The sequence below is a fragment of the Dysosmobacter welbionis genome (assembly GCF_005121165.3).
GTDB classification, from domain to species: Bacteria; Bacillota; Clostridia; order Oscillospirales; family Oscillospiraceae; genus Oscillibacter; species Oscillibacter welbionis.
Map to the genome: position 1 here is coordinate 1689526 of NZ_CP034413.3, position 21452 is coordinate 1710977.

Consider the following 21452-nt stretch of genomic DNA (forward strand, 5'->3'; position numbering starts at 1 on the left):
CACCCCCCGATCTCTGTGGACAGCCTGTATGCGGCGGAACTCTCCCGCACCATAGGCATTGAGCTGGCATACATTTTCCCGGTGGACCGGACACAACTACCGCTTCCCGGACTTCCGCCTAGATGTCTACTACGGGAGCCACAACGCGCTGACAGGGATCGGCTTCGACAACTATACCTTCACGGAAAAGCTGTTTGGCATCAAGGGCACGGAGGCGCTGGATCAATACGGCAGCCTGTTCAACACGAATTTCATGTTGACCCTGCCCAATGGCTACAAGGTCGGCTCTGTCGCCGGAATCGACAATCTGAACCAAGCGGAGGCGTGGCGGAACAATCAGCCAAATCTCCTGCTGCACCAGCGTATGGTGTACACAAAGCCGGAGGACTATGCCCAAGAAGTGATCGATCTGGGCGGGCAGATGGGGATTGTGGAGGCGTGAGGTGCCTCTGCAAGAAGGCGGGAGCGATGCTCCCGCCTTTTCAAAACTGTCTGTCCTTATTTCTGCCACTTATCAGATTTTGATATGCGATACAAAGAAAAAGCATTGGTTGCAAGCCCACTTGCGATACGCTGATCAAGCAGAATGACGGCACCTTCTTCGACTGGCCGGTATTCTGCCTTTAGCTCCGTGAACTAAACGTACTGAAAGTTACGGTGTAGGCTATCAAGAATATTTTGTCTAAATTTTGATTTCAAGATTGTTAGAAATGCAGAAAACGAATAAGCTCCTACAGGATTTTCGGAGGCCCGGCAGTTACCTTGCCGGGTCTCGCTGTATCCTCGGAAGTAAGGAGCGATAAGTGGGAGTGAGATCATTGGGACCCTCGGAACAGAGACAAGCGATATGGGGCTACTTATGCGGCGCACGGTTTGGTACAACGAAACAACTGGCAAATCGATTTGGAGTTTGTGAGCGGACGATTCGAAGCGCCCTGGTCATGTTATCCTGTACATATCCCATCGAGACTTCCTTTGGTCTCTATGGAGGAATTCGCGTCTCAGATTGGCACCACCCAGCTCAAACGCAACTGTCGGCAGCTCAAATATCGCCTTTGCTAAGAGTCCGAATGGATCTGGATGGTGAGGATTTGAAAGTGATGAACTCTATCCTCATCCAATTTGCTTTTCCTGGAAGTTACTAAAATGAGTCCTGCTTCCCGCGAAAAAGCACTACAGCTAGAATGAAAATTTCAAAAAGAGCCGGGACAAATATACCAGAAGTGAAGGATGCCAGAGAGACCCACTCCGTGGATGAGTTCCTGCGTTTGATCCATCCAAATGTTGTCTGTGAGGCTTCGAAAAGGGATGCTGATTGAAAAAATTTCGAGACCCGGCAAAAAGGCTGCCGGGTCAGCTGATAGACTGAAAGCACAAACATTGGATCGAGATCTACTGGCAGGAGGTGCGTATGAAAGAGTCCCATTACAAAAGCTATGATGATCTGCCTCTGTTTCTCAATGCAAAAACAGTGGCAAAGGTTCTGGGCGTGTCACCATCTAGCGGTTACGAGTTGCTGCACGACCCGGGCTTCCCGGTGATGCGCGTCGGGAACCGGATGGTGGTGCCCAAGGAGCAGTTCATACAGTGGGTGAGCGATCACACAGGAGGTGGAACATGAAGTATAGAAATTACCGAGACGTTTTCTTTCTGCCCAACGAGTTGTTTCAGCTGGGACTGGACTATGGAGAACTGGCGGTCTGCAGTTTCCTGAAACGGTGCAAAAATCGAAAGACACATCAGTGCTGGCACAGCATCAAAACGATTGGCCATGCGGTAGGCATGAGTGAGAACACGGTGCGCAAGTGCATCCGCCGACTGGAGGAGCGGTAGCTTATCTCCACCGAGCCTACCGAGGTCACCACCAAAGCCAGTGGTCGGCACAGCGGAAATTTTCTGTTCACCCTCCGGCCAATTCAGGATGTGATCGCCGAATCCTACGCCTGACAGCTGGAGAGGGTAGAATTGGCTGCAGAGCGGCAACGGGTCGCCAAGTCCTTCCAGGAGCTGGAGACTCCAGCGTGACCGCCTGTGAGCCGCTGTGTGCCCCGTTTGCGTGAGCTCTTGCCCCTCCCAGTGGCTTCGGACGGATTTGGCCCGTTTTGGGGGTTTTACGAGGGACGAAAAAAGGAACAGGATAAACGTCGGGGTCACCGATGGTGCCTCCAGCCAGTCACATCTGCCCGCAGTGCGGGCAGTTACAGGAATTTTCCGGATGACCGAAAGTGGGGTCAAAACAGCCAGCGGGAATCACGTTTGCGGTCACTATCCCAGAACACCTACTGTCACAACAAAAAACAGGGAGCACGCCCTGGAAAAGAGCCGCTTTTGAGCAGAAAAGAGAAGTTTTCCCTGTACCTGACGCTGGAGAAAAAAGCAATTCCGGAACGCCGGTATCAGGAGGACGGGGGCCGCAGCCTCACCGCCTTCATCGAGAATGCCGTAGATTTCTATCTTGACTATCTCAGCGCCAATAATGCTGGTCTATTCCTCCCCGCCTCCGTCAAGTCCTGCCTGGATGGACGCTGGGACAGCTGGAAGATCGCCTGTCTTCCCTGCCTTCAAACAGGCAGTGGAGCAGGACATGGTGGCTGGCATCCTCGCTGACATCTACCAGTTCAGCGAGGAGGATCTCCGCCGTTGCCGTGCGCAGAGCGTCATCAATGTGAAGAAGGCCAATGGCCGCGTCTCGTTGGAACAGCGGGCGCGGGAGTTCTGGGAGTAGGACGATGAGTGGCAGGATTGATCGTGAAAAGCCCCTACCTGAAGTGTGGCGAGGATCATTCCGTCAGTGGATACCTCCACTACATCGGGACCAGGGAGCGGGTGGAGCTGCTCCCAGATGACCGTCCGCCAACCAGAAAGCAGGAGCAGTTCATCACGAAACTGGTGAAATATTTTCCGAATGTCAAAGAGCTGAATGAATTCTCCGGCTACGAAACCAAGCCTACCAAGGCCAATGCCTCCTCGCTCATCACTAGGGCGCTGGAGGAAAACTGGTCAGCACTACAGAAAACAGAGGGCTACATGAAGTACATCGCCACTCGTCCCAGGGCGGAGCGGCTGGGGGCATGGTCTGTTTAGTGATGAGGACGGCGTGGACTTGGCAAAGGCCATGGAAGAACTGGACCACTACACTGGAAAGGTATGGACGCACATCCTCTCCCTGAAACGGAAGGATGCAACACGGCTGGACTGCGACAATGCTAAAGTGTGGATGAATCTGCTCCGGACAAACCACAACGACATCGCCGCCATGAACATTCCGCCGAATCACTTCCGATGGTACGCCGCTTTCCATGATGAGGTGAAGCACCCCCACGTACACATGATGGCGTGGTCGGCGGTACCCGGTGAGGCCTATCTCACCAGAGAGGGCATCCGCAAGATCAAGTCCACGCTCACCAACCAGATCTTCCGTCAGGAGATGCTCCACACCTACGAGCAGAAATCTCAGTCGCAGGATGAAGTGGTGCGGGAAGCTCGGCAGACCATCCGAAAACTCCCCCAGGAGATGGCTCGGACTATCTGTACTCGCCCTGAGATCGAGCAGAAGATGGCGCAGTTGGCTGAACAACTGGAAACGGTTAAGGGAAAGAAGTCCTACGGCTATCTCTCCAAGCCGGTGAAGAAAACCGTGGATGAGGTGGTGGACAAGCTGGAGGAACTGCAGGTAGTTCGTGCGTGCTATGACCAGTGGTGCAGGCTCCAGGGTGAGGTGGAAAGCTGCTACCACGACAAGCCCAGAGAGAAGAAAAGCTGTCCCAGGAGAAGGAGTTCTGGCAGATCAAGAACGCCGTCATTCAGGAGGCGGAACGCATTCGGCTGGAGGAGATCACCTTCGAGAATGATGACTTGGCTGAGTGCGATGAGTCGGAACAGGTGCAGAGCGAGTCCTCTGCCTGCTGGGAACTACGGCAAATCATCCGGGACGCGCCCTTTCCTCTGAAAGATCAGAACGATGCGGCAGAGGAATTGGAACGGCTGGCGGAACAGAGTGATCTCCATGCGCAGTACCTGATGGGTCTACTCTACCGGGATGGCCTTCTACTGATCCCGGACAGCCAGAGCGCGAAATACTGGCTCACCCAGGCGGCAAAGCAGGGATTGCCGGAGGCACAGTACGCTCTGGACAAACTGCTTTCTCTGACGATCTTGAAGTCTGTGATTCGGACGGGGGCATCCGCTGCTTGAAAGAAGCAGCTGGGAACGGGAACCACTTTGCCGCCTACCGGCTGGGCAAGAAGTATCTCAGCGGCGAGGTTGTGTCAAAAGATGCAGTCAGAGTCACAGAGCGCCTCACCTAGTCAGCGGAGGCGGGAAACCAGTATGCCCAGTATATGCTGGGAAAGTTGTATCTGACTGGGCAGAGTGTTCAGCCGGATCAGGTCCAGGCAATAGTGTGGTTCGGCAGGTCCGCTGAGGGAAATCAGTACGCCCAGTTCTTTCTGGAGCGGCACGATGATATTCGACCGCCCTCTGTCATGCTGGCAGTTACCCGCCTGCTCTACCACATGAGCCGGAGCTTTGAGGACTGCTCCCTGCCTCGATCCAGCACTGGTCTGCGCATCGACCGGAAGCGCCGGCAGAAACTCCAGGCGAGGCGTATCGCTCTGGGCCACAAGCCGGATGACCATGAGGATGAGTAGCATCAGGATGAAATGACGATGAAGGGATGGTGAGCTGCACGAGAAAGGAAAAAGGCCTCCCGCAAATACGGGAGGCCCGGCAGATCAAGAGGTGCCTTCTCCCACTCCGCCCACATAGAACTCGGCCATATCGTCCAGCCGCAGGCAGGCCAGGCGTCGGTGTGCCGCCTTCATGCTGCCACAGCCGCAGTCGATGTCGAGGATGCCGTCTCCATGCCAGATTGAAAAGTCCTCGTCGTGCCCATCCGTAAGGAACACCGTGGGCGTGTGGCCGACAATGCAGATGGTGTCCGGAAAGGGGCTTCTGTTGTCTGGCTCCACCCGGCCCCAGATGCGGGTTTCGTGCCCCTCTCCCGGATACCCGTGTACCAGATGAAACCTCTGCCCACCCACTGTCAGGTCCAGATAGCCCGGCAGGCCGGCGAGGAAACACAGGATCCCATTCCGCTCTTGGTGCGTCCGGTGATAGATCAGCTCCCGGTAAGCAGACGAACCCGCCGTTCATCCGCCAGAGGTCCCGGGCGCCGAACTCGTTATTGGGTTCCAGGGTCCTCAGGCACATCTGCTTGTGGTTGCCCAGAAGCATGGTCATATTCGTCGCGGCTATGATCCTCCAAAAAATGTCCCCACCCAAAGTCCCCCGGACGATAACGCCTCCCAGAATGTATAGATGGTCCTCACCAGAGAATCGGATCAGCTCCAGCATCTGTTCAAGCTTATCCAACTCGCCGTGGATGTCCGATATACAGCAGATTACCGGCCGCACCTCCTGCCTGAAAAGTGATACCCGCATTTTACCATAGAATGTCTGCGGATACAACGGCGGTGTCCCCCCTTCAAATTTTGCAGGGTAGTATGCGATATACGCGTTTCCCAAATAGAAACTTTCTGATAATAGTCCTAATTCAGGGTGGCTATTCTTCTGCGATTGTGGGATTGTCCGTTGCTGAGAAAGGGAAGCTAGAATATGCACACTGTCACACGCCCATCAGGAAGGTCAACAAGGGGATTGTCAGAATCGAGCAGAGCGTGGAGGCAAAGATGATCTGCGATGCAAATATGGCATCACCGCCGTATTTGTCTGCCAAAATGGAAGTCGTGCTGCCTGCGGGCATCCCCGTTATCAGAATGCAGACATTGACCAGCGTTGAATCCAGCGGGAACGGCTTTAGCACCAGCCAGATCAGCACGGGAAAGAACACCAACCGTAAACAGGTGTACCATAGCACGGATTTGGAGAATAGAGATCGGATTGGCGCATCCGCGAGAATTGTACCGATCACGATCATGGAAAGCGGCACTGTGCAGCCGCTGGTTATGTCAATAGCTTCTTCTAAGAAATTTGGAAGTGAGATCGGAGCTACCATCAAAATCAGGCCCACAAATACCGCGATGATGCAGGGATGCCGCACCAATTTTCGGAAGGCATCTTTTTTACTGACATCCGTAAATAGGGAAAGACCCGCTGTCCACATGGTAAAGCGAAGGGGAATTTGAAATACGGAAGTATAGATGACACCCAGATCCCCGAACATCAGATGGGCAATCGGCAGCCCTACAAAGCTGGAATTGGAACAGATCATGCCATAGGACAGCACACTTTTCTGGTTTGCCGGATACCGGCGGAACAGCAGCTTGCTTCCGTAAATCGACAGTACCTGAATCCCGATGGAGATACAGACAGCCAGAATGCAGTTGTGCACAAAGCCATCGGGCAGTGTGATCCCACCCATAAAGGACGCTACGATATTACAGGGGAGAATCGCATAAATCAGAAGATCTGAAAGGGTTTTCCGCCCGTTTTCGCGGATGATCTTCAATTTTTTCACCAGCACACCCAACAGGATCAGCAGAAACAGCGTCTCCTGCAGGGATAACATCTCCCAGAAAAAATCCATCTCGCTCCCTCTTCTCCGCAAAGCTTATTCCAATAAAAATTCTACAATATATTCCGATAGGCCATACCATTTTTATCCGAAATAGGGCGCAGGGTCCGGCCCTGGGGCCGGACCCTGCACGAAAAAAGGATCGTGTGTGTCCGATGGTAGCAAATTTGGAATGCGGTACCGTGCTTACAGGATTTCGCAGCTGATTTCCTTCAGCTTTTCATCTACCCAGGGACGGATGTAGGTGCCGTCCCCCAGAATATGGGCCATGATGTCGGCTTCTTTCTTCTCAACCGCCTCGGTGGCATCCGCCAGCTCTGCGGCGATGGCGGGATCAATGAACAACACACCGTCGTCATCGCCCACTACGATGTCGCCGGGACGGACGAGTTTTCCACCAATCACCACGGGGACGTTGATCTCGCCGGGGCCGTTCTTATAGGGGCCGTTGGGGGTGGCGGACCGGGCGTAGACGTGGAAGTCCTCCATAGCCGCCAGACCGCCCCGGTCCCGGATGGCACCGTCGCAGACGATGCCCTTGATCCCGCGGGCCTTGCAGTAGGTGGCCATCAGCTCGCCGAAAATGGCCCGGTCTGTGAAGCCGCCGGCATCAATGACGATGACATCACCGGGCTTTGCCAAATCCATGGCAGCGTGAAACATCAGGTTATCGCCCTGAGGGACCCGGACGGTGAAGGCCGTGCCCAGCAGCTGTCCTTTGTATCCAATGGGCTCGATGGCCGCGTCCACTGCGGCGATGCGGCCCATGTTGTCATCGATGTTGGCCACCGGCATATCTTTGAACCGGGTCACCAGCTCCGGGGCGGGCCGCTGAAAATCCTTTACGATCTTGCATCCGATAGACATGATCTCATTCCTCCGATCTCAGATAAATGTAAAGCCAGTCTCTTTATTCAGTACGTCTCGGTCCGCCACGCAGCGGGCGGCTACTTTACCTGTAGTCACGGCGGTGGGGACCAGATCGCAGACCATCTGGATCTGGGTCTTCTTGCTGCCCACGCCATAGCTGCCGCAGTGGGGGTTGACGATGACGTTGTCCAGCGTCTTCAGCGGGTCATTTTCCGGCAGAGGCTCCCGCTCCACGGTGTCCAGGCCGGCGTACAGGATCTCGCCATTTTGCAGGGCCCAGACCATATCGTCGTTGTCGATGACGGGGCCTCGGCTGGTGTTGATGATCATGGCGGTATTCTTCATCTTTTTGAAGACTTCTTTGTTGAACACGTGGGTGGTTTCCGGGGTCAGCACGACATGGATGGAGATGATGTCGCTGCGGGTGATCAGCTCCTCAAAGGACACGAACTCTACATCCGGGTACTGAGCTTTGACGGCATCGCTGATGTACGGATCGCAGCTGATGACCTTTGTGCCGAACCCATTGTGGAAGATATCGTGGAGATGGCGGCCTGCCAGGCCGAAGCCGTAGAGCCCCAGAGTCAACTCCCGCACATCAGGGGGCAGCAGGTACTGACATTTGGGCCAGTTGCCCTTGCGCACCTCCCGGTCATAGTAGGCGGTGTTGCGGATCAGCCCCATGATCATGGCGGTGGCCACGTCAGCCAGCTCCTTGGCGCAGAAGCCAGGCAGGTTCAAAACGATCACGCCCAGCTCTGCGGCGGCCGCCAGGTCGATGCTGTTGACGCCGGCGCCAAACCGCTGGACGAACTTCACCTCCGGCAGGGTCTCCATCACCTTGCGGGTGATGGGCGGGTTGCCGGTGGCCAGGAGCACCTGGGCTCCTTGGCAGCCCGCGATGATCTCCTCTTCTGTGGGCTCCTTCTGACGAGTCGCTTCCACCTGGTACTCCAGCAGCTCCATCTGGATCCCGGCCGCCTGATAGGCTGCCGCCACACGGTCCAGTTCTTGGGGTGTGACGCTGCCGTAATCTTTGTCAACGACAATTGCTCTCATAAATTTGCCTCCTTCAAAAGTCGCTTACAGAGGCCAGAAAATGGGAATGAAGATCATGGATACGATGAGAATGACCACCGTCAGCCCCAGGCCGGGGCGGAAGAAGTCCATGAACTTCAGGTTGCCCGGACGGACGATCAGGGTGTTGGTGCCGCTGCCCACCGGGGTCAGGAACGGAGCGGATGCTGCCACACAGATGGCGATGGCCACGGCGGTGGTGTTCATGCCAAATGCCTGCACGATGGGAATGAACAACGGGGTGACCAGCATGGCACAGGAGGTGTTCATCATGGCATTGGTCAGCAGAGTTACCAGAACCAGAATGATAAACAGCACCAGCAACTTGTTGGGATGTTCGCCCAGCAGGTTTACCGCTGTATCGGCGATCAGGGCGCCGGCACCGCTTTTGCTCATGCCTGTGGAGACAGCGCTCATGCCGGCCACGATAAATAGAGTGGATAGATCGATGGATTTATAGGCATCGGACTGGCTGATACAGCCGGTCAGCACCAGAACAAAGGCCGCGAAGGCCGCCACCAGATACATAGGGAAGGAATCACTGTCGATGGCCATAGCCACCAGGAGCACTGCCAAGATCACCAGGCACAGCCCGGCCTTTACGGCGTTGAATTCCACAGCCTTATTGCTGCCGGTATATTCCGCCAGATATTCTCTGTCAGAGGTGTCGCCAGGGGTCAGGAACCGCTTTCCGATGGTCAGGAAGAACACAATGCCAGCAATGGAGACCGGAATGCCCACTTTGCCCAGTTCGAAGAAGGTCATAGTGGGAACGCCCAGATCCTCCAGGGCTCCGTTGACCACTACATTGCTGGCCGCGCCCATCAGTGTCAGGTTGCAACCAAAGCTTGCGGCGAAGGACATGGGAATCAGCTGCCGGGAGACGGAGACACCTGCCCGCTGGCTGACGCTGATGACGATGGGAAGCAGCATAGCGACTACGGCTACGCCGCTGCACACCGCGGAGATAATTGTAGCCACCAGCATAAAGGCGATCATGATGCCGTTTTCCGATGTACCTGTGAATTTGACCAGAACATCCGCCATCTTGGCGGCGATGCCTGTGTGGAAGAGGGCGGAACCAACCACCATCATTGCCGCCACCAGGACGATGGTGCTGCCGGAAAAGGCGCTGAACAATTCCGCCGGGTCAATGATCCCACACAACACCAAAACACTGCCACCCAGCATAGCCACCAGGGCCGCGGGGAGCTTCTCCGTCACAAAAAACACAACCATAACCAGCAGGACCAATAGCGTAATCACTGCAGGGCTCATAGGAGTTCTCCTTTCTTTTCTCCATTCATGTACGGTGATTTTGCGAAAGTGCAAAATCCATATTGGTTTTTCTTATCAGACCCTTGGTCCTAAATTTTCTTTACATAGGCAAGATTGTAGCAAAATATGCGCATTTTTTGCTTTTCTGTCATCATTTTAACGTCTATACTTGCTTTTGTCAAAGGCAAAAGGTAATATAAAGATTATAATGTCAACATTATACTAGTTGAGGAGGATCGGATCATATATGGTCTTGCATAACTATGAGTATTTCGTAGCCATCGTAGATGAGGGGAGCCTAACAAAAGCAGCTGAGCACCTGTATGTCTCCCAGCCTTCGCTCAGTCAGTATCTGAAAAGGCTGGAGGCGAATCTGGGCGTAGAACTGTTTGATCGCAGCGCCTCGCCGCTCCGGCTGACCTATACCGGTGAACGCTATTATCAATACGTCCTGCAGATGATGAAGCTGGATGAAAATATCCGCCGGGAATTTCAGGACATCAAAAACCAAACCAGCGGACGCCTCCGATTAGGAGTGGCGCTGTGGCGGGGCGCTTGCCTGCTGCCGGATGTATTCCCCAGCTTTCACCGGCAGTATCCGGACATTCACATCGAACTGACTGAGGGGCGCTCCGTCCAACTGGAAAGCGCATTGATGAACGATAAAATCGACCTTGCAGTGATGAATCTACCCCGCACGCTGGATTACAGCAAACTGGTATCGGAGGTCGTTTGCGAAGAACGGATTCTAATCGCCGCCCCCACACAACACCCTTATGTGCAGAACTTACTTGCAGACTGCCCGACCCTTGGAGGCTATCCTGTTGCCTCGCTGGAGCTGGTAACCCATATTCCCCTGATCCTGACGAAACCCGGACAGAATTTGACCCACGAGGTTAAACACGCTCTTGGGAAGAGTCATATTGAGCCAGATCTCCTTATGGAGACAGCCAATCTGACCACAGCTATTAATTTGACCGCTCAGGGCATTGCCTGCGCTTTTGTGCCAGAAGAGGGTGCGAAAGTCTGCCAGCACCCTGGCGCAGTGACTTATTTTGCAGTGGATTCCCCGGATCTGGTATGGGATTTAGCGGCCGTGTATCGGAAGGACACCTATCTGACGCGTCTTTCCCAGCTGTTCATTGATGTCATGAAACAGCAGCTCCGACGAGAATAAGCGGTGTTGAAAACGGCTGCATACGGAAAAATTTCACCTGCTCATACGGGGCAAAAAGAGCGTTCAGCATGCCAGCGGCTGCCAAACGCTCTTTTTGCAGGGAGAGCCCCAAACCCACTTTGTGGCTAAAGGCCGAAGGATAACGGATAAAAGGTAGTATATACATTAGAGTTTTGACAAAAAACACGCAAGGTATTTTGGCCCCACAAATAACTCAGAATTTACTGTGCAGTAAACAATAGGATGTCTGCGGATACAACAGTGGTACTCCCCCCTTTTCAAATTTTGCGGGGAAGTAAACAATATACGGGCTTCCCAAATAGAAACTTTCTGATAATAGTCCTCATTCAGGGTGGCTATTCTTCCGCAGTTGCGGTATTGTGTGTTGCTGAGAAAAGGCGGCCGTAATATGCAGCGAAAACTATTGGAAAGCGGAAACATCTTCAAACGATCAGACGGCCGCTGGAACGGCGTGGTCTGGTACTCGGATGAGCAGAGTTCAAAGAAACGCAAATCCTTCTGCGGGACCAGCAAACAAGAGGTCAAAGATAAAATCACTGCCTACCTTGCCGACTTCGACCGCCAGCTCACGGCCTCAGATGAGTCCAAGGCAAAGTTTGAGGAAAGCATGGGCAAGTGGCTCCGGGTATTCAAATTTCCCTCTGTGGAGCGCGGCACCTACGACCGGCTGGAGTGCACCGCCAAGTATCAGATCTACCCGATCCTCGGCGGCAAGGTGGTGGGTGACATCACCTCGGCAGATATCAAAGCCCTGCTGAATCACTGGATGAATGAGGGCTACGCCTACACCACAGTCAAGAAGGTCTACAACATCCTTACCGACTACTTCCGCTACCTGACTCAACAGGAGTACATCCCGAAGAACCCAATGGCTGCGGCTCCCATGATCAAGAAGTCAAACTTCATGGCTAGCCAGGGCAAGGAGGATCTGCCAACCTTCGAAACTGTGACCATCTTCACCCCGGAGGAGATCACAAAGTTCAAGGCGGAGGCTGTCAGGACCTGGGAAAACGGGACGCCCATCTATCAGCAGGCGGCCGCCTATACGCTGATGCTGAACACCGGACTCCGCACAGGCGAAGCCCTCGGACTGCTGAACAGCGACATCGATCTGGAGAACCGCGTCATCCACCTCCAGCGGGGCGTGAAAGAGGTTTTCAGGCGGGAAGGCACCGAATCCACCAGCGGCCGGGAGGTGAAGATCGGCAAGCTGAAGAGCACCTCCAGCAAACGGGATGTGCCCCTCAATCAGGCGGCAGTGGACGCCATCCTGACTCTGAGAGCGGAGCGATACTTCGGAGAGGACAGCCCTCTCATCTCGGATGAACACGGAGGTTATACCCGGCCGGTAAACTTCCGGAAACGATACTACCGCATTCTGGAGGCGGCTGGACTGGAGCAGCGGGGACTCCATGCCCTCCGACACACCTTCGCCACCAATCTGGTCAACGGAGTCAAACAGCCGAATGGAACCATCCGCGCGCTCTCTCCCCGGCAGGTGGCCGACCTCCTCGGCCACTCCACCTCAGAGATCACAGAACTCTACTACGTGAAAAAGGATACCTCCCGGCTGGCAGGAATCACGGCAGGATTCGATCTCTAAAGCACCCTCCAAAAAACGCGCCCCTGACCAGAAACCAACTGGCCAGGGCGCAAAACTTTGATGCTAAAATGATGCTGTAGCAGACGGAAACAGTAAAAACGGATGACGCCAGATACCACATTCAGGGCATCATTTGAGCGTCACCCGCGGTCTCCCGAAAATCATTCCCTCGAAAAAGTAACAAAAAACCCCGATAAATCGGGGTTTTCGGAATAAACAATGGCAGGGGCAGAAGGATTCGAACCCTCGGCACGCGGTTTTGGAGACCGCTGCTCTACCAGCTGAGCTATACCCCTATCTCGCTTGCGGCACTCCCGTCAGGCGATCAACCATTCTGGTGGGCCTTCAGGGATTCGAACCCGGGACCGGCCGGTTATGAGCCAGCTGCTCTAACCAACTGAGCTAAAGGCCCGTATCGGCATTTCCTTCAAGAGAAGTATTGCCGCCACGCCGAGTGGCGGCAATACTTGGCTCCCCCAGTTGGACTCGAACCAACGACACCGCGGTTAACAGCCGCGTGCTCTACCGACTGAGCTATGGAGGAATGTGGCAGGCCCTTGTTAAAAACAAGAGCCTGTGTTGGCGCTACCTATCTTCCCGGGCCGTCACCAGCCAAGTATTGTCAGCAGGAACGAGCTTAACTGCCGTGTTCGGAATGGGAACGGGTGGACCCTCGCCCTAATCAGCACCAACTCTATGTCATCCGGTCTTGCCGAAGAACAAACTGTATTATATTGTATTTCGCTTCCCTTGTCAAGAACTTTCGCCCTTGAAAAGTCTGGTGACCCGTACCGGATTCGAACCGATGTTAACGGCGTGAGAGGCCGCTGTCTTAACCACTTGACCAACGGGCCATGGTGCACCTTCACGGACTCGAACCGGGGACCCACTGATTAAGAGTCAGTTGCTCTACCAACTGAGCTAAAGGTGCAAATCCCTTGAGCATGCTTCCCTGCACCCTCAAAACCGAACAATGTGACGCTGCTTTCAGGCTCGCCTGCTTTCTCGTAGGTCAAGCCCTCGGGCTATTAGTACCGGTCAGCTCCATACATTACTGCACTTCCACCTCCGGCCTATCTACCAGGTAGTCTTCCTGGGCCCTTACCCTCTTTCGAGGTGAGAGATCTCATCTTAGGGGGAGTTTCACGCTTAGATGCTTTCAGCGTTTATCTCGTCCGTACTTAGCTACCCAGCTATGCCCTTGGCAGGACAACTGGTGCACCAGAGGTACGTCCATCCCGGTCCTCTCGTACTAAGGACAGCTCCCTTCAAATCTCTTCCGCCCGCAACAGATAGGGACCGAACTGTCTCACGACGTTCTGAACCCAGCTCGCGTGCCACTTTAATCGGCGAACAGCCGAACCCTTGGGACCGAATTCAGCCCCAGGATGTGACGAGCCGACATCGAGGTGCCAAACCTCCCCGTCGCTGTGGACGCTTGGGGAGATCAGCCTGTTATCCCCAGGGTAGCTTTTATCCGTTGAGCGATGGCATTTCCACTCACATACCACCGGATCACTAACTCCAACTTTCGTTACTGCTCGACCCGTCGGTCTCGCAGTTAGGCTGGCTTCTACGTTTACACTCACTGCACGATTTCCGTCCGTGCTGAGCCAACCTTTGAGCGCCTCCGTTACTCTTTAGGAGGCGACCGCCCCAGTCAAACTGCCCGCCTAACAGTGTCCCCCGACCGGATTCACGGCCGCAGGTTAGAAATTCAGCAATCCAAGAGTGGTATCCCACCGGCGGCTCCACAAGAGCTGACGCCCCTGCTTCCAAGCCTCCCACCTATCCTGTACATGGGTTACCGAATTCCAGTATTAAGCTGCAGTAAAGCTCCATGGGGTCTTTCCGTCTAGTTGCGGGTAACTGGTATCTTCACCAGTACTACAATTTCGCCGGGCGGGCTGTTGAGACAGTGCCCAAATCATTACGCCTTTCGTGCGGGTCAGAACTTACCTGACAAGGAATTTCGCTACCTTAGGACCGTTATAGTTACGGCCGCCGTTTACCGGGGCTTCAATTCAATGCTTCGCTTGCGCTGACATCTCCTCTTAACCTTCCGGCACCGGGCAGGCGTCAGCCCATATACGTCATCTTTCGATTTAGCATAGACCTGTGTTTTTGGTAAACAGTTGCTTGGGCCTTTTCACTGCGGCCTCTTGCGAGGCTCCCCTTATTCCGAAGTTACGGGGTCAACTTGCCGAGTTCCTTAACAACCCTTCTCCCGTTGGCCTTAGGATTCTCTCCTCATCTACCTGTGTCGGTTTGCGGTACGGGCACCTTAGTATCCATCAGAGCTTTTCTCGCCTCTCAGCATCGCGGACTTCGCTACTATATTTTCGCTCCCTTTCGCCCGGGTCAACCAACGCCCGGGTTCCGCTATCCAAAAGTGTCCCTCTGACTTAAAGTTCGGTGGCTACGGAATTTCTACCGTATGTGCATCGACTACGCCTTTCGGCCTCGCCTTAGCTCCCGGCTTACCTTGGGCGGACGAACCTTCCCCAAGAAACCTTAGATTTTCGGCCATTATGATTCCCACATAATTCTCGCTACTCATTCCGGCATTCTCACTTCCATGCAGTCCACCGCTGCTTCCGCTGCGACTTCACCCCACATGGAACGCTCCCCTACCACTGTCTTACGACAATCCTAAGCTTCGGTTAGATGCTTAGCCCCGTTACATTTTCCGCGCAGAGTCACTCGACCAGTGAGCTATTACGCACTCTTTTAATGAGTGGCTGCTTCTAAGCCAACATCCTGGTTGTTTTCGCAACTCCACATCGTTTTCCACTTAGCATCTATTCGGGACCTTAGCTGTAGGTCTGGGCTGTTTCCCTTTTGACAATGAAACTTATCTCACACTGTCTGACTGCTATGCATCAATTAGCCGGCATTCTTAGTTTGATAGGCGTTGGTAACCTTATCGGCCCCGCTACCATTCAGTGCTTTACCTCCGGTAATCTAACATAACGCTAGCCCTAAAGCTATTTCGGGGAGAACCAGCTATCTCCGAGTTCGATTGGAATTTCACCGCTACCCACAAGTCATCCGCCACCATTGCAACGGGGGTCGGTTCGGTCCTCCATGGGGTTTCACCCCCACTTCAACCTGCTCATGGGTAGGTCACCCGGTTTCGGGTCTATGGCAACGAACTTTACGCCCTATTCAGACTCGCTCTCGCTTCGCCTCCGGCACTGAATGCCTTAAGCTCGCTCGTTACTATAACTCGCCGGACCGTTCTACAAAAAGTACGCCATCACACGTTAACGTGCTTTGACAGCTTGTAAGCACAAGGTTTCAGGTTCTCTTTCACTCCCCTCCCGGGGTCCTTTTCACCTTTCCCTCACGGTACTGCTCCTCTATCGGTCATCAGGTAGTATTTAGGCTTGGAGGGTGGTCCCCCCTGTTTCCCACGGGGTTTCACGTGTCCCGCGGTACTCTGGATTCAGTCGCACGGCCTTCTCTTTCGGATACGGGGCTCTCACCCTCTATGGCGGGCCTTCCCAGACCCTTCTCCTAGATAACTTCCGCTAAATGACTGTCCGCAACCCCGAGGAATAAATCCCTCGGTTTGGCCTCTTCCGCGTTCGCTCGCCACTACTTGCGGAATCTCGGTTGATGTCTCTTCCTCGCCCTACTTAGATGTTTCAGTTCAGGCGGTTCCCTTCCTACGCCTATTTTGTTCAACGCAGGATGACTGGATATTGTCCAGCCGGGTTGCCCCATTCGGATATCCCCGGATCAATGGATATTTGCTCCTCCCCGAGGCTTTTCGCAGCTTGTCACGTCCTTCTTCGGCTCCTGATGCCAAGGCATTCCCCTTGCGCTCTTTCCAGCTTGACCTATCGCCGTTCTCACAGCGACTTGTCAGAGAATTCTTGGTTCTCTTTGAGAATTATGCAGGCTTTACAAAGATCGAAATTGTATGTCACCCTGCATCCTTTCGGATGCTGTTCCACAATCAATTTGTTTCCTCTGTGTCTCCACAGAGAAACCTCTCTGTTGCCTTACTTGCTTTTGTCACATTGTTCAGTTTTCAAGGTGCAGATCGCCGTCCGCAAGCTTTCGCTTGTCTCCGGCACAGCTTCCAACCGCTTTTGCAGTCAGATTTGAAGATCCGATCTTTCGATCAGGTCTTCAAATCCAAAGGCAAATCGCCTGGTGGGCCCGAGTGGGCTCGAACCACCGACCTTACGATTATCAGTCGTACGCTCTAGCCAGCTGAGCTACGGGCCCTCGTCTTGGACGAGGTGACGCTTTATTCTCTTGGTGGAGATAGTCGGGTTCGAACCGGCGACCTCCTGCTTGCAAGGCAGGCGCTCTCCCAGCTGAGCTATATCCCCTTCTATCTCCCGGCGTACGCCCTCTAAATTAAACAACGTAACTCTTTTTCCGCTCCAGCTGACCAGGAATTCCAGGCAGAGCTTGCTCTGCCCAGGTCTCCTTAGAAAGGAGGTGATCCAGCCGCACCTTCCGATACGGCTACCTTGTTACGACTTCACCCCAATTATCGAACCCACCTTCGGCCGCGCCCTCCTTGCGGTTAGGCTACGGACTTCGGGTGTTCCCGACTCTCATGGTGTGACGGGCGGTGTGTACAAGGCCCGGGAACGTATTCACCGCGGCATGCTGATCCGCGATTACTAGCGATTCCGACTTCACGCAGGCGGGTTGCAGCCTGCGATCCGAACTGGGACGGCTTTTGGGGGTTTGCTCTGCCTCGCGGCTTTGCCTCCCTCTGTTGACCGCCATTGTATTACGTGTGTAGCCCAGGACATAAGGGGCATGATGATTTGACGTCGTCCCCACCTTCCTCCGTTTTGTCAACGGCAGTCTCGCTAGAGTGCTCTTGCGTAGCAACTAACAATAGGGGTTGCGCTCGTTGCGGGACTTAACCCAACATCTCACGACACGAGCTGACGACAACCATGCACCACCTGTCTCTACTTTCCCCGAAGGGCACCTAATGTATCTCTACTTCGTTAGTAGGATGTCAAGCCCTGGTAAGGTTCTTCGCGTTGCTTCGAATTAAACCACATAATCCACCGCTTGTGCGGGCCCCCGTCAATTCCTTTGAGTTTCAACCTTGCGATCGTACTCCCCAGGTGGGATACTTATTGTGTTAACTGCGGCACGCAGGGGGTCAGTCCCCGCACACCTAGTATCCATCGTTTACAGCGTGGACTACCAGGGTATCTAATCCTGTTTGCTCCCCACGCTTTCGCGCCTCACCGTCAGTTGCCGTCCAGTTATCCGCCTTCGCCACTGGTGTTCTTCCTTATATCTACGCATTTCACCGCTACACAAGGAATTCCGATAACCTCTCCGGTACTCAAGACCTACAGTTTCAAATGCAGTTTGGAGGTTAAGCCTCCAGATTTCACATCTGACTTGCCGGCCCGGCTGCACGCCCTTTACACCCAGTAAATCCGGACAACGCTTGCCACCTACGTATTACCGCGGCTGCTGGCACGTAGTTAGCCGTGGCTTATTCGTCAGGTACCGTCTTCTACTCTTCCCTGACAAAAGAAGTTTACAACCCGAAAGCCTTCTTCCTTCACGCGGCGTTGCTGGGTCAGACTTGCGTCCATTGCCCAATATTCCCCACTGCTGCCTCCCGTAGGAGTCTGGGCCGTATCTCAGTCCCAATGTGGCCGGTCAACCTCTCAGTCCGGCTACTGATCGTCGCCATGGTGGGCCGTTACCCCACCATCTAGCTAATCAGACGCGAGGCCATCTTCCAGCGATAAAATCTTTGACATGCCCGGGATGCCCCGGTCATGCGTCATGCGGTATTAGCAGTCGTTTCCAACTGTTGTCCCCCTCTGGAAGGCAGGTTCCTCACGCGTTACTCACCAGTCCGCCACTAAGCATTCCTATCATTTGGCCGAAACCTCAGTCAAGGGTGCTCCGTTCGACTTGCATGTGTTAAGCACGCCGCCAGCGTTCGTCCTGAGCCAGGATCAAACTCTCTATAAAATGGTATCTAAACGAACCGTAGTCCGTTCAAACCTTCATAGAGCTATTTGTCATAGCTTCATTTCTCCATCTCACCGGTAATTGACTCAACCCAGTGAGATGACTTTGTCCTTTGGCAAACTCACCTAAATGAGCTCGCCTTCTGGTGCTTCCTTTTCGTTACGTTGTTTAATTTACAAGGTGCACGCCGTTCCCGGCGGAACATTGCTATTATACTCGATTTCATTTCGTTTGTCAAGAACTTTTTTCAGAAGTTTTTTGACATCCGATCCATCTCGTATCAGCAGCAACCTGTTTAGGTTACCACATCTCAGCCTTGCTGTCAAGAACTTTTTTCATTTCTTCCCGGCCCGGCTCATCACCGCGCCGACAGCTTTGTTAGAATACCAAATCCTTCCCCTTTTGTCAATACCTTTTTCGAGGTTTTTTTATTTTTCTGATTGCTGTGGCGATTTCTCCGGCTTTCGTCCCCTTTCCCCTTGCGCAGGTTGGGAAAATAAGCTGTGCAAACGGAGGCGACAGTGGTATAATGTCCATGGAAATAAAATGTATACATAGTAGGAGGGATTGATCTGCGGATTCATCGCATGACCGCCACCTTCGGCAAACTCCAGGGCCGGTCTTTGGAGCTGGGGGACGGTCTGAATATCATCGAAGCCCCCAACGAGACTGGAAAGTCCACCTGGTGCGCCTTTCTGCTCTCTATTTTATATGGTGTCAACAGCCGGGAGCGGGACCGCGCTGGTTTTATCGCGGATAAAAACCGCTTTGCTCCCTGGTCAGGCGCGGCCATGTCCGGCCGGATGGACTGCGGCACGGAACTGGGGGAGTTGACTCTGACCCGCGCCACCCGGCGGCAGACCAGCCCCATGGGGGAATTCAGTGCCGTATACGCCGGTACCAACGAGCCTGTGCCGGGCCTGACCGGTGCCGCCTGCGGCGAGACCCTGCTGGGCATCAGCCGGGAGGTCTTTGAGCGCAGCGCCTTTATCCGGCAGAATAACCTGCCCATCAGCCAGGACGCCGAGCTGGAACGGCGCATCGCGGCCTTGATCTCCTCCGGAGAGGAGGGCACCTCCTATACAGAGGCTGCGGATGCCCTGAAAAAGCAGCTGAATCGTCGCCGCCATAACAGGACCGGGCAGCTCCCCGCTCTGGAGACGGAGCTGGCCGAACTGGACCGTCAGCTGTCGGAGAGCAACTCTCTGGCCCGGCAGCTGGTGCAGGCCCGCTCCGAGGTCGAAGCTCTGTCCCGTCGGGCGGAGATCCTACAGGCGGAACTGACGGACTGCAACCGCTGGGAGGCCGCCCAGCGCCGCCAGGCCCTCTCCGGTGCCGCATCGGCGGCGGAACAGGCAGAGGTCCGCGCCGCGCAGGTGCAGGAGCGGCTTCAGCAGGACCAAATCCCGGAGAACGAGACCATCGCCCGGCTCCGCGGCGCCATCGTCAATCTGGAGACCACCCGGAGAGCCGTGGACAAGGCCCGGTCGGAGCGGGACGAGGCCATGAAGGCATTGCTGCGGGCGGAGGCCGCTGTGAATGAGAGTCCCTTTGCCGGGCAGAGTCCGGAGAGCGCCCGGCGAGAGGCCGCAGGAACTGAGAACGAGCCTGTCAAATGGAATCCGGTCCCCGGCGTGCTGACTTTTTTAATTGGTGTCCCACTGTGTTTCGTCGTGACCTATGCGGTACTTTTTCTCACAGGCAGCCACAGCAAGCTGCTTGCGCTTCTCACCATGCTAGCCGGATTCTCCTGCGTGTGCGCCCTCGCTCTCTTTTTGAAAAAGCGGGCGTTTCAGGCCGGCTGGGCAGAACTCCGGTTGAAGCGCTTCGGCACCGCGGACCTGGATGCCATCCGCCAGCTGGCTGAGGATTACGCCAAGCTGTGCGAGGCCCGGGACGCCGCCCAGGCCAGTGTCAACGCCAAGTCCGCCGCAGCGGACACCTTATATAGTAGTCTCTCCTCCAACGAACAGGGCATCCTGCTGGAGGTCCGGCGCTTCGCTCCCGACGCCTTCGACATCCCCACGGCGGACCAGCTGCTCCGGGCCTGTGCCGTCCGGCGGAAGGAGCTGGCGGAGGCGGAGACCGCCGCCCGGGAGGCACGGATGCGCTATGAGCTTCAGGTCCAGCAGGCGCCCGCTCCCGGCACGCCGGAGGCGGATGTCCCCGCTCCCGTCCGGAGCCGGGAGGCCATCTCCACGGAGCTGGACCGGGTCCGCGCCGCACTGGCGGAGGCCCGCTCCTCCGCGGACCGTCTGGACGGCCAGCTCCACGCCGCGGGCGATCCCGCGGTGCTGCGGGCTTCTGCCGAGGACCTGGCTGCCCGAAAGGAGCGGCTGGAAACGGAGTACAGCGCTCTCCGGCTGGCTATGGAGGCACTGGAGGGGGCCAACACCGCCCTGCAGAACCGCTTCTCTCCCGCTCTGGGCCGCCGGGCAGCGGAGATCTTTTCCCGACTGACCGACAACCACTATGCCGGTGTGGTGCTGGACCGGAGCTTCCGCCTCTCGGCAGAGCCTGTGGGAGACCCGGTGTTCCGGGATGCCGCCCTGCTCTCCGCCGGCGCGCTGGACCAGCTGTATCTGGCGGTGCGCCTGGCCATCTGTGAGCTGGTGCTGCCGCCGGAGAAGCAGGTGCCCATCGTGCTGGACGACGCCCTGGCCAATTTTGACGACAGCCGCTGCGCTGCGGCCCTGCAGTTTTTGAAAGAGGCCGCCGGGAACCGGCAGATCCTGCTCTTCACCTGCCACAGCCGGGAGGGGGAATTTTTTGCCGGAGACAGGGAAGTTTTCGTCCAGCGGTTGACGGATGCGGCGGTAGAGGTATAAGATATGGAATACTCCCCGTTCCCCGCAGCGGCGGGGCCGGGAGCCTGTGTTTATCAATTACGCGAAAGCGAAAAAAGGAGA

Annotated in this window: 17 protein-coding genes, 7 tRNA genes, 3 rRNA genes and 2 pseudogenes; 12 read left to right on the forward strand and 17 right to left on the reverse strand. The window is 55.2% G+C overall.

From position 1 onward, the window contains the following. Positions 1–58: 58 nt before the first annotated feature. The 9 genes and pseudogenes from EIO64_RS09160 (at position 59) to EIO64_RS09200 (ending at position 4649) form a co-directional block, all read left to right on the forward strand. Complete coding sequence (locus EIO64_RS09160; protein ID WP_025544138.1) at positions 59–442, forward strand: hypothetical protein; 384 nt, start codon at positions 59–61, stop codon at positions 440–442. Between the two features lie 969 nt (positions 443–1411). Further along, positions 1412–1621, forward strand: a complete 210-nt coding sequence (locus EIO64_RS09165; protein WP_025544139.1) for a helix-turn-helix transcriptional regulator — start codon at positions 1412–1414, stop codon at positions 1619–1621. Further along, positions 1618–1833, forward strand: coding sequence for a helix-turn-helix domain-containing protein (locus EIO64_RS09170; protein WP_249390871.1), 216 nt, complete (start codon positions 1618–1620; stop codon positions 1831–1833). Before EIO64_RS09165 ends, EIO64_RS09170 begins: the two co-directional genes overlap by 4 nt. A gap of 495 nt (positions 1834–2328) precedes the next feature. Next, positions 2329–2607 carry a hypothetical protein gene (locus tag EIO64_RS09175; RefSeq protein WP_249390872.1) on the forward strand — a complete coding sequence of 93 codons (279 nt, stop codon included), beginning with the start codon at positions 2329–2331 and terminating at the stop codon, positions 2605–2607. Continuing rightward, the gene (locus tag EIO64_RS09180) at positions 2585–2725 is read left to right on the forward strand and encodes a hypothetical protein (RefSeq protein WP_249390873.1); all 141 of its coding nucleotides are present in this window, start codon (positions 2585–2587) and stop codon (positions 2723–2725) included. The genes EIO64_RS09175 and EIO64_RS09180 overlap by 23 nt, the downstream gene beginning before the upstream one ends. A gap of 8 nt (positions 2726–2733) precedes the next feature. Continuing rightward, positions 2734–3084 carry a relaxase MobL gene (mobL, locus tag EIO64_RS09185; protein WP_249390874.1) on the forward strand — a complete coding sequence of 117 codons (351 nt, stop codon included), beginning with the start codon at positions 2734–2736 and terminating at the stop codon, positions 3082–3084. A 31-nt stretch (positions 3085–3115) separates the two neighbouring features. Then, positions 3116–3876: pseudogene (mobP3, locus tag EIO64_RS09190) on the forward strand (MobP3 family relaxase); the annotation flags it as partial. Between the two features lie 99 nt (positions 3877–3975). Then, positions 3976–4194 (forward strand): SEL1-like repeat protein, encoded by a 219-nt coding sequence (locus EIO64_RS09195; RefSeq protein ID WP_249390876.1) that lies wholly within the window; start codon positions 3976–3978, stop codon positions 4192–4194. 146 nt (positions 4195–4340) lie between these two features. Then, positions 4341–4649 (forward strand): SEL1-like repeat protein, encoded by a 309-nt coding sequence (locus tag EIO64_RS09200; RefSeq protein WP_249390877.1) that lies wholly within the window; start codon positions 4341–4343, stop codon positions 4647–4649. An 84-nt stretch (positions 4650–4733) separates the two neighbouring features. On the opposite strand, the gene EIO64_RS09205 is transcribed toward EIO64_RS09200, so the two are convergent. The 6 genes and pseudogenes from EIO64_RS09205 to EIO64_RS09225 all read right to left on the reverse strand — a co-directional run bounded on the left by EIO64_RS09205 (position 4734) and on the right by EIO64_RS09225 (position 9760). Beyond that, entirely contained in the window at positions 4734–4970 is a 237-nt protein-coding gene (locus tag EIO64_RS09205) for a hypothetical protein (RefSeq protein WP_025544140.1), read from the reverse strand. Between the two features lie 205 nt (positions 4971–5175). Beyond that, a pseudogene (locus EIO64_RS19360) lies at positions 5176–5442 on the reverse strand (metallophosphoesterase); the annotation flags it as partial. A gap of 184 nt (positions 5443–5626) precedes the next feature. Continuing rightward, on the reverse strand, positions 5627–6547 hold the full coding sequence (locus EIO64_RS09210; RefSeq protein WP_025544141.1) for an AEC family transporter: 921 nt from the start codon (positions 6545–6547) through the stop codon (positions 5627–5629). Positions 6548–6721: 174 nt separating this feature from the next. Further along, on the reverse strand, positions 6722–7402 hold the full coding sequence (locus EIO64_RS09215) for an RraA family protein (protein WP_119311766.1): 681 nt from the start codon (positions 7400–7402) through the stop codon (positions 6722–6724). A gap of 18 nt (positions 7403–7420) precedes the next feature. After that, the gene (locus EIO64_RS09220; protein WP_025544144.1) at positions 7421–8464 is read right to left on the reverse strand and encodes a 2-hydroxyacid dehydrogenase; all 1044 of its coding nucleotides are present in this window, start codon (positions 8462–8464) and stop codon (positions 7421–7423) included. A 24-nt stretch (positions 8465–8488) separates the two neighbouring features. Further along, complete coding sequence (locus EIO64_RS09225) at positions 8489–9760, reverse strand: SLC13 family permease (protein WP_025544145.1); 1272 nt, start codon at positions 9758–9760, stop codon at positions 8489–8491. Positions 9761–10007: 247 nt separating this feature from the next. On the opposite strand from EIO64_RS09225, the gene EIO64_RS09230 reads away from it, so the two are divergent. Further along, a complete protein-coding gene (locus tag EIO64_RS09230) occupies positions 10008–10937 on the forward strand; it encodes a LysR family transcriptional regulator (protein WP_025544146.1) in 930 nt (309 codons plus the stop codon). On the opposite strand, the gene EIO64_RS09235 is transcribed toward EIO64_RS09230, so the two are convergent. Next, complete coding sequence (locus tag EIO64_RS09235) at positions 10909–11124, reverse strand: hypothetical protein (protein WP_207754075.1); 216 nt, start codon at positions 11122–11124, stop codon at positions 10909–10911. The genes EIO64_RS09230 and EIO64_RS09235 overlap by 29 nt on opposite strands. Positions 11125–11346: 222 nt before the next feature. Between EIO64_RS09235 and EIO64_RS09240 the strand changes: the two genes are divergently transcribed. Continuing rightward, positions 11347–12561 carry a tyrosine-type recombinase/integrase gene (locus EIO64_RS09240; protein ID WP_119311767.1) on the forward strand — a complete coding sequence of 405 codons (1215 nt, stop codon included), beginning with the start codon at positions 11347–11349 and terminating at the stop codon, positions 12559–12561. Between the two features lie 220 nt (positions 12562–12781). Here the strand turns inward: EIO64_RS09240 and EIO64_RS09245 are convergent. From EIO64_RS09245 to EIO64_RS09290, 10 genes are all read right to left on the reverse strand, one after another. Beyond that, positions 12782–12857, reverse strand: a tRNA-Trp gene (locus EIO64_RS09245). Positions 12858–12896: 39 nt separating this feature from the next. After that, positions 12897–12973, reverse strand: a tRNA-Ile gene (locus EIO64_RS09250). Between the two features lie 56 nt (positions 12974–13029). Further along, positions 13030–13105, reverse strand: a tRNA-Asn gene (locus EIO64_RS09255). 33 nt (positions 13106–13138) lie between these two features. Next, positions 13139–13254: ribosomal RNA gene (rrf, locus tag EIO64_RS09260) — 5S ribosomal RNA — on the reverse strand. Positions 13255–13340: 86 nt separating this feature from the next. Next, positions 13341–13415: transfer RNA gene (locus tag EIO64_RS09265), tRNA-Glu, on the reverse strand. Between the two features lies 1 nt (position 13416). Beyond that, a tRNA-Lys gene (locus EIO64_RS09270) sits at positions 13417–13492 on the reverse strand. A gap of 77 nt (positions 13493–13569) precedes the next feature. After that, positions 13570–16407 (reverse strand): 23S ribosomal RNA (locus EIO64_RS09275). Between the two features lie 316 nt (positions 16408–16723). Next, positions 16724–16800, reverse strand: a tRNA-Ile gene (locus tag EIO64_RS09280). Between the two features lie 31 nt (positions 16801–16831). After that, positions 16832–16907: transfer RNA gene (locus tag EIO64_RS09285), tRNA-Ala, on the reverse strand. A gap of 105 nt (positions 16908–17012) precedes the next feature. Further along, a 16S ribosomal RNA gene (locus EIO64_RS09290) occupies positions 17013–18543 on the reverse strand. Together the 16S, 23S and 5S rRNA genes with 7 tRNA genes alongside form the textbook arrangement of a ribosomal RNA operon. 587 nt (positions 18544–19130) lie before the next feature. Between EIO64_RS09290 and EIO64_RS09295 the strand changes: the two genes are divergently transcribed. Beyond that, a complete protein-coding gene (locus tag EIO64_RS09295; protein WP_249390878.1) occupies positions 19131–21371 on the forward strand; it encodes an ATP-binding protein in 2241 nt (746 codons plus the stop codon). Positions 21372–21452: the final 81 nt, after the last annotated feature.

What these genes read in the sequence shown, in the direction of transcription:
- EIO64_RS09220 (WP_025544144.1), bottom strand. Translation starts at nt 8,464, where the DNA reads ATGAGAGCAATTGTCGTTGACAAAGATTACGGCAGCGTCACACCCCAA.
- EIO64_RS09165 (WP_025544139.1), top strand. Translation starts at nt 1,412, where the DNA reads ATGAAAGAGTCCCATTACAAAAGCTATGATGATCTGCCTCTGTTTCTC.
- EIO64_RS09295 (WP_249390878.1), top strand. Translation starts at nt 19,131, where the DNA reads ATGACCGCCACCTTCGGCAAACTCCAGGGCCGGTCTTTGGAGCTGGGG.
- EIO64_RS09180 (WP_249390873.1), top strand. Translation starts at nt 2,585, where the DNA reads ATGGTGGCTGGCATCCTCGCTGACATCTACCAGTTCAGCGAGGAGGAT.
- EIO64_RS09210 (WP_025544141.1), bottom strand. Translation starts at nt 6,547, where the DNA reads ATGGATTTTTTCTGGGAGATGTTATCCCTGCAGGAGACGCTGTTTCTG.
- EIO64_RS09225 (WP_025544145.1), bottom strand. Translation starts at nt 9,760, where the DNA reads ATGAGCCCTGCAGTGATTACGCTATTGGTCCTGCTGGTTATGGTTGTG.
- EIO64_RS09170 (WP_249390871.1), top strand. Translation starts at nt 1,618, where the DNA reads ATGAAGTATAGAAATTACCGAGACGTTTTCTTTCTGCCCAACGAGTTG.
- EIO64_RS09230 (WP_025544146.1), top strand. Translation starts at nt 10,008, where the DNA reads ATGGTCTTGCATAACTATGAGTATTTCGTAGCCATCGTAGATGAGGGG.
- EIO64_RS09200 (WP_249390877.1), top strand. Translation starts at nt 4,341, where the DNA reads ATGCTGGGAAAGTTGTATCTGACTGGGCAGAGTGTTCAGCCGGATCAG.
- EIO64_RS09240 (WP_119311767.1), top strand. Translation starts at nt 11,347, where the DNA reads ATGCAGCGAAAACTATTGGAAAGCGGAAACATCTTCAAACGATCAGAC.
- EIO64_RS09215 (WP_119311766.1), bottom strand. Translation starts at nt 7,402, where the DNA reads ATGTCTATCGGATGCAAGATCGTAAAGGATTTTCAGCGGCCCGCCCCG.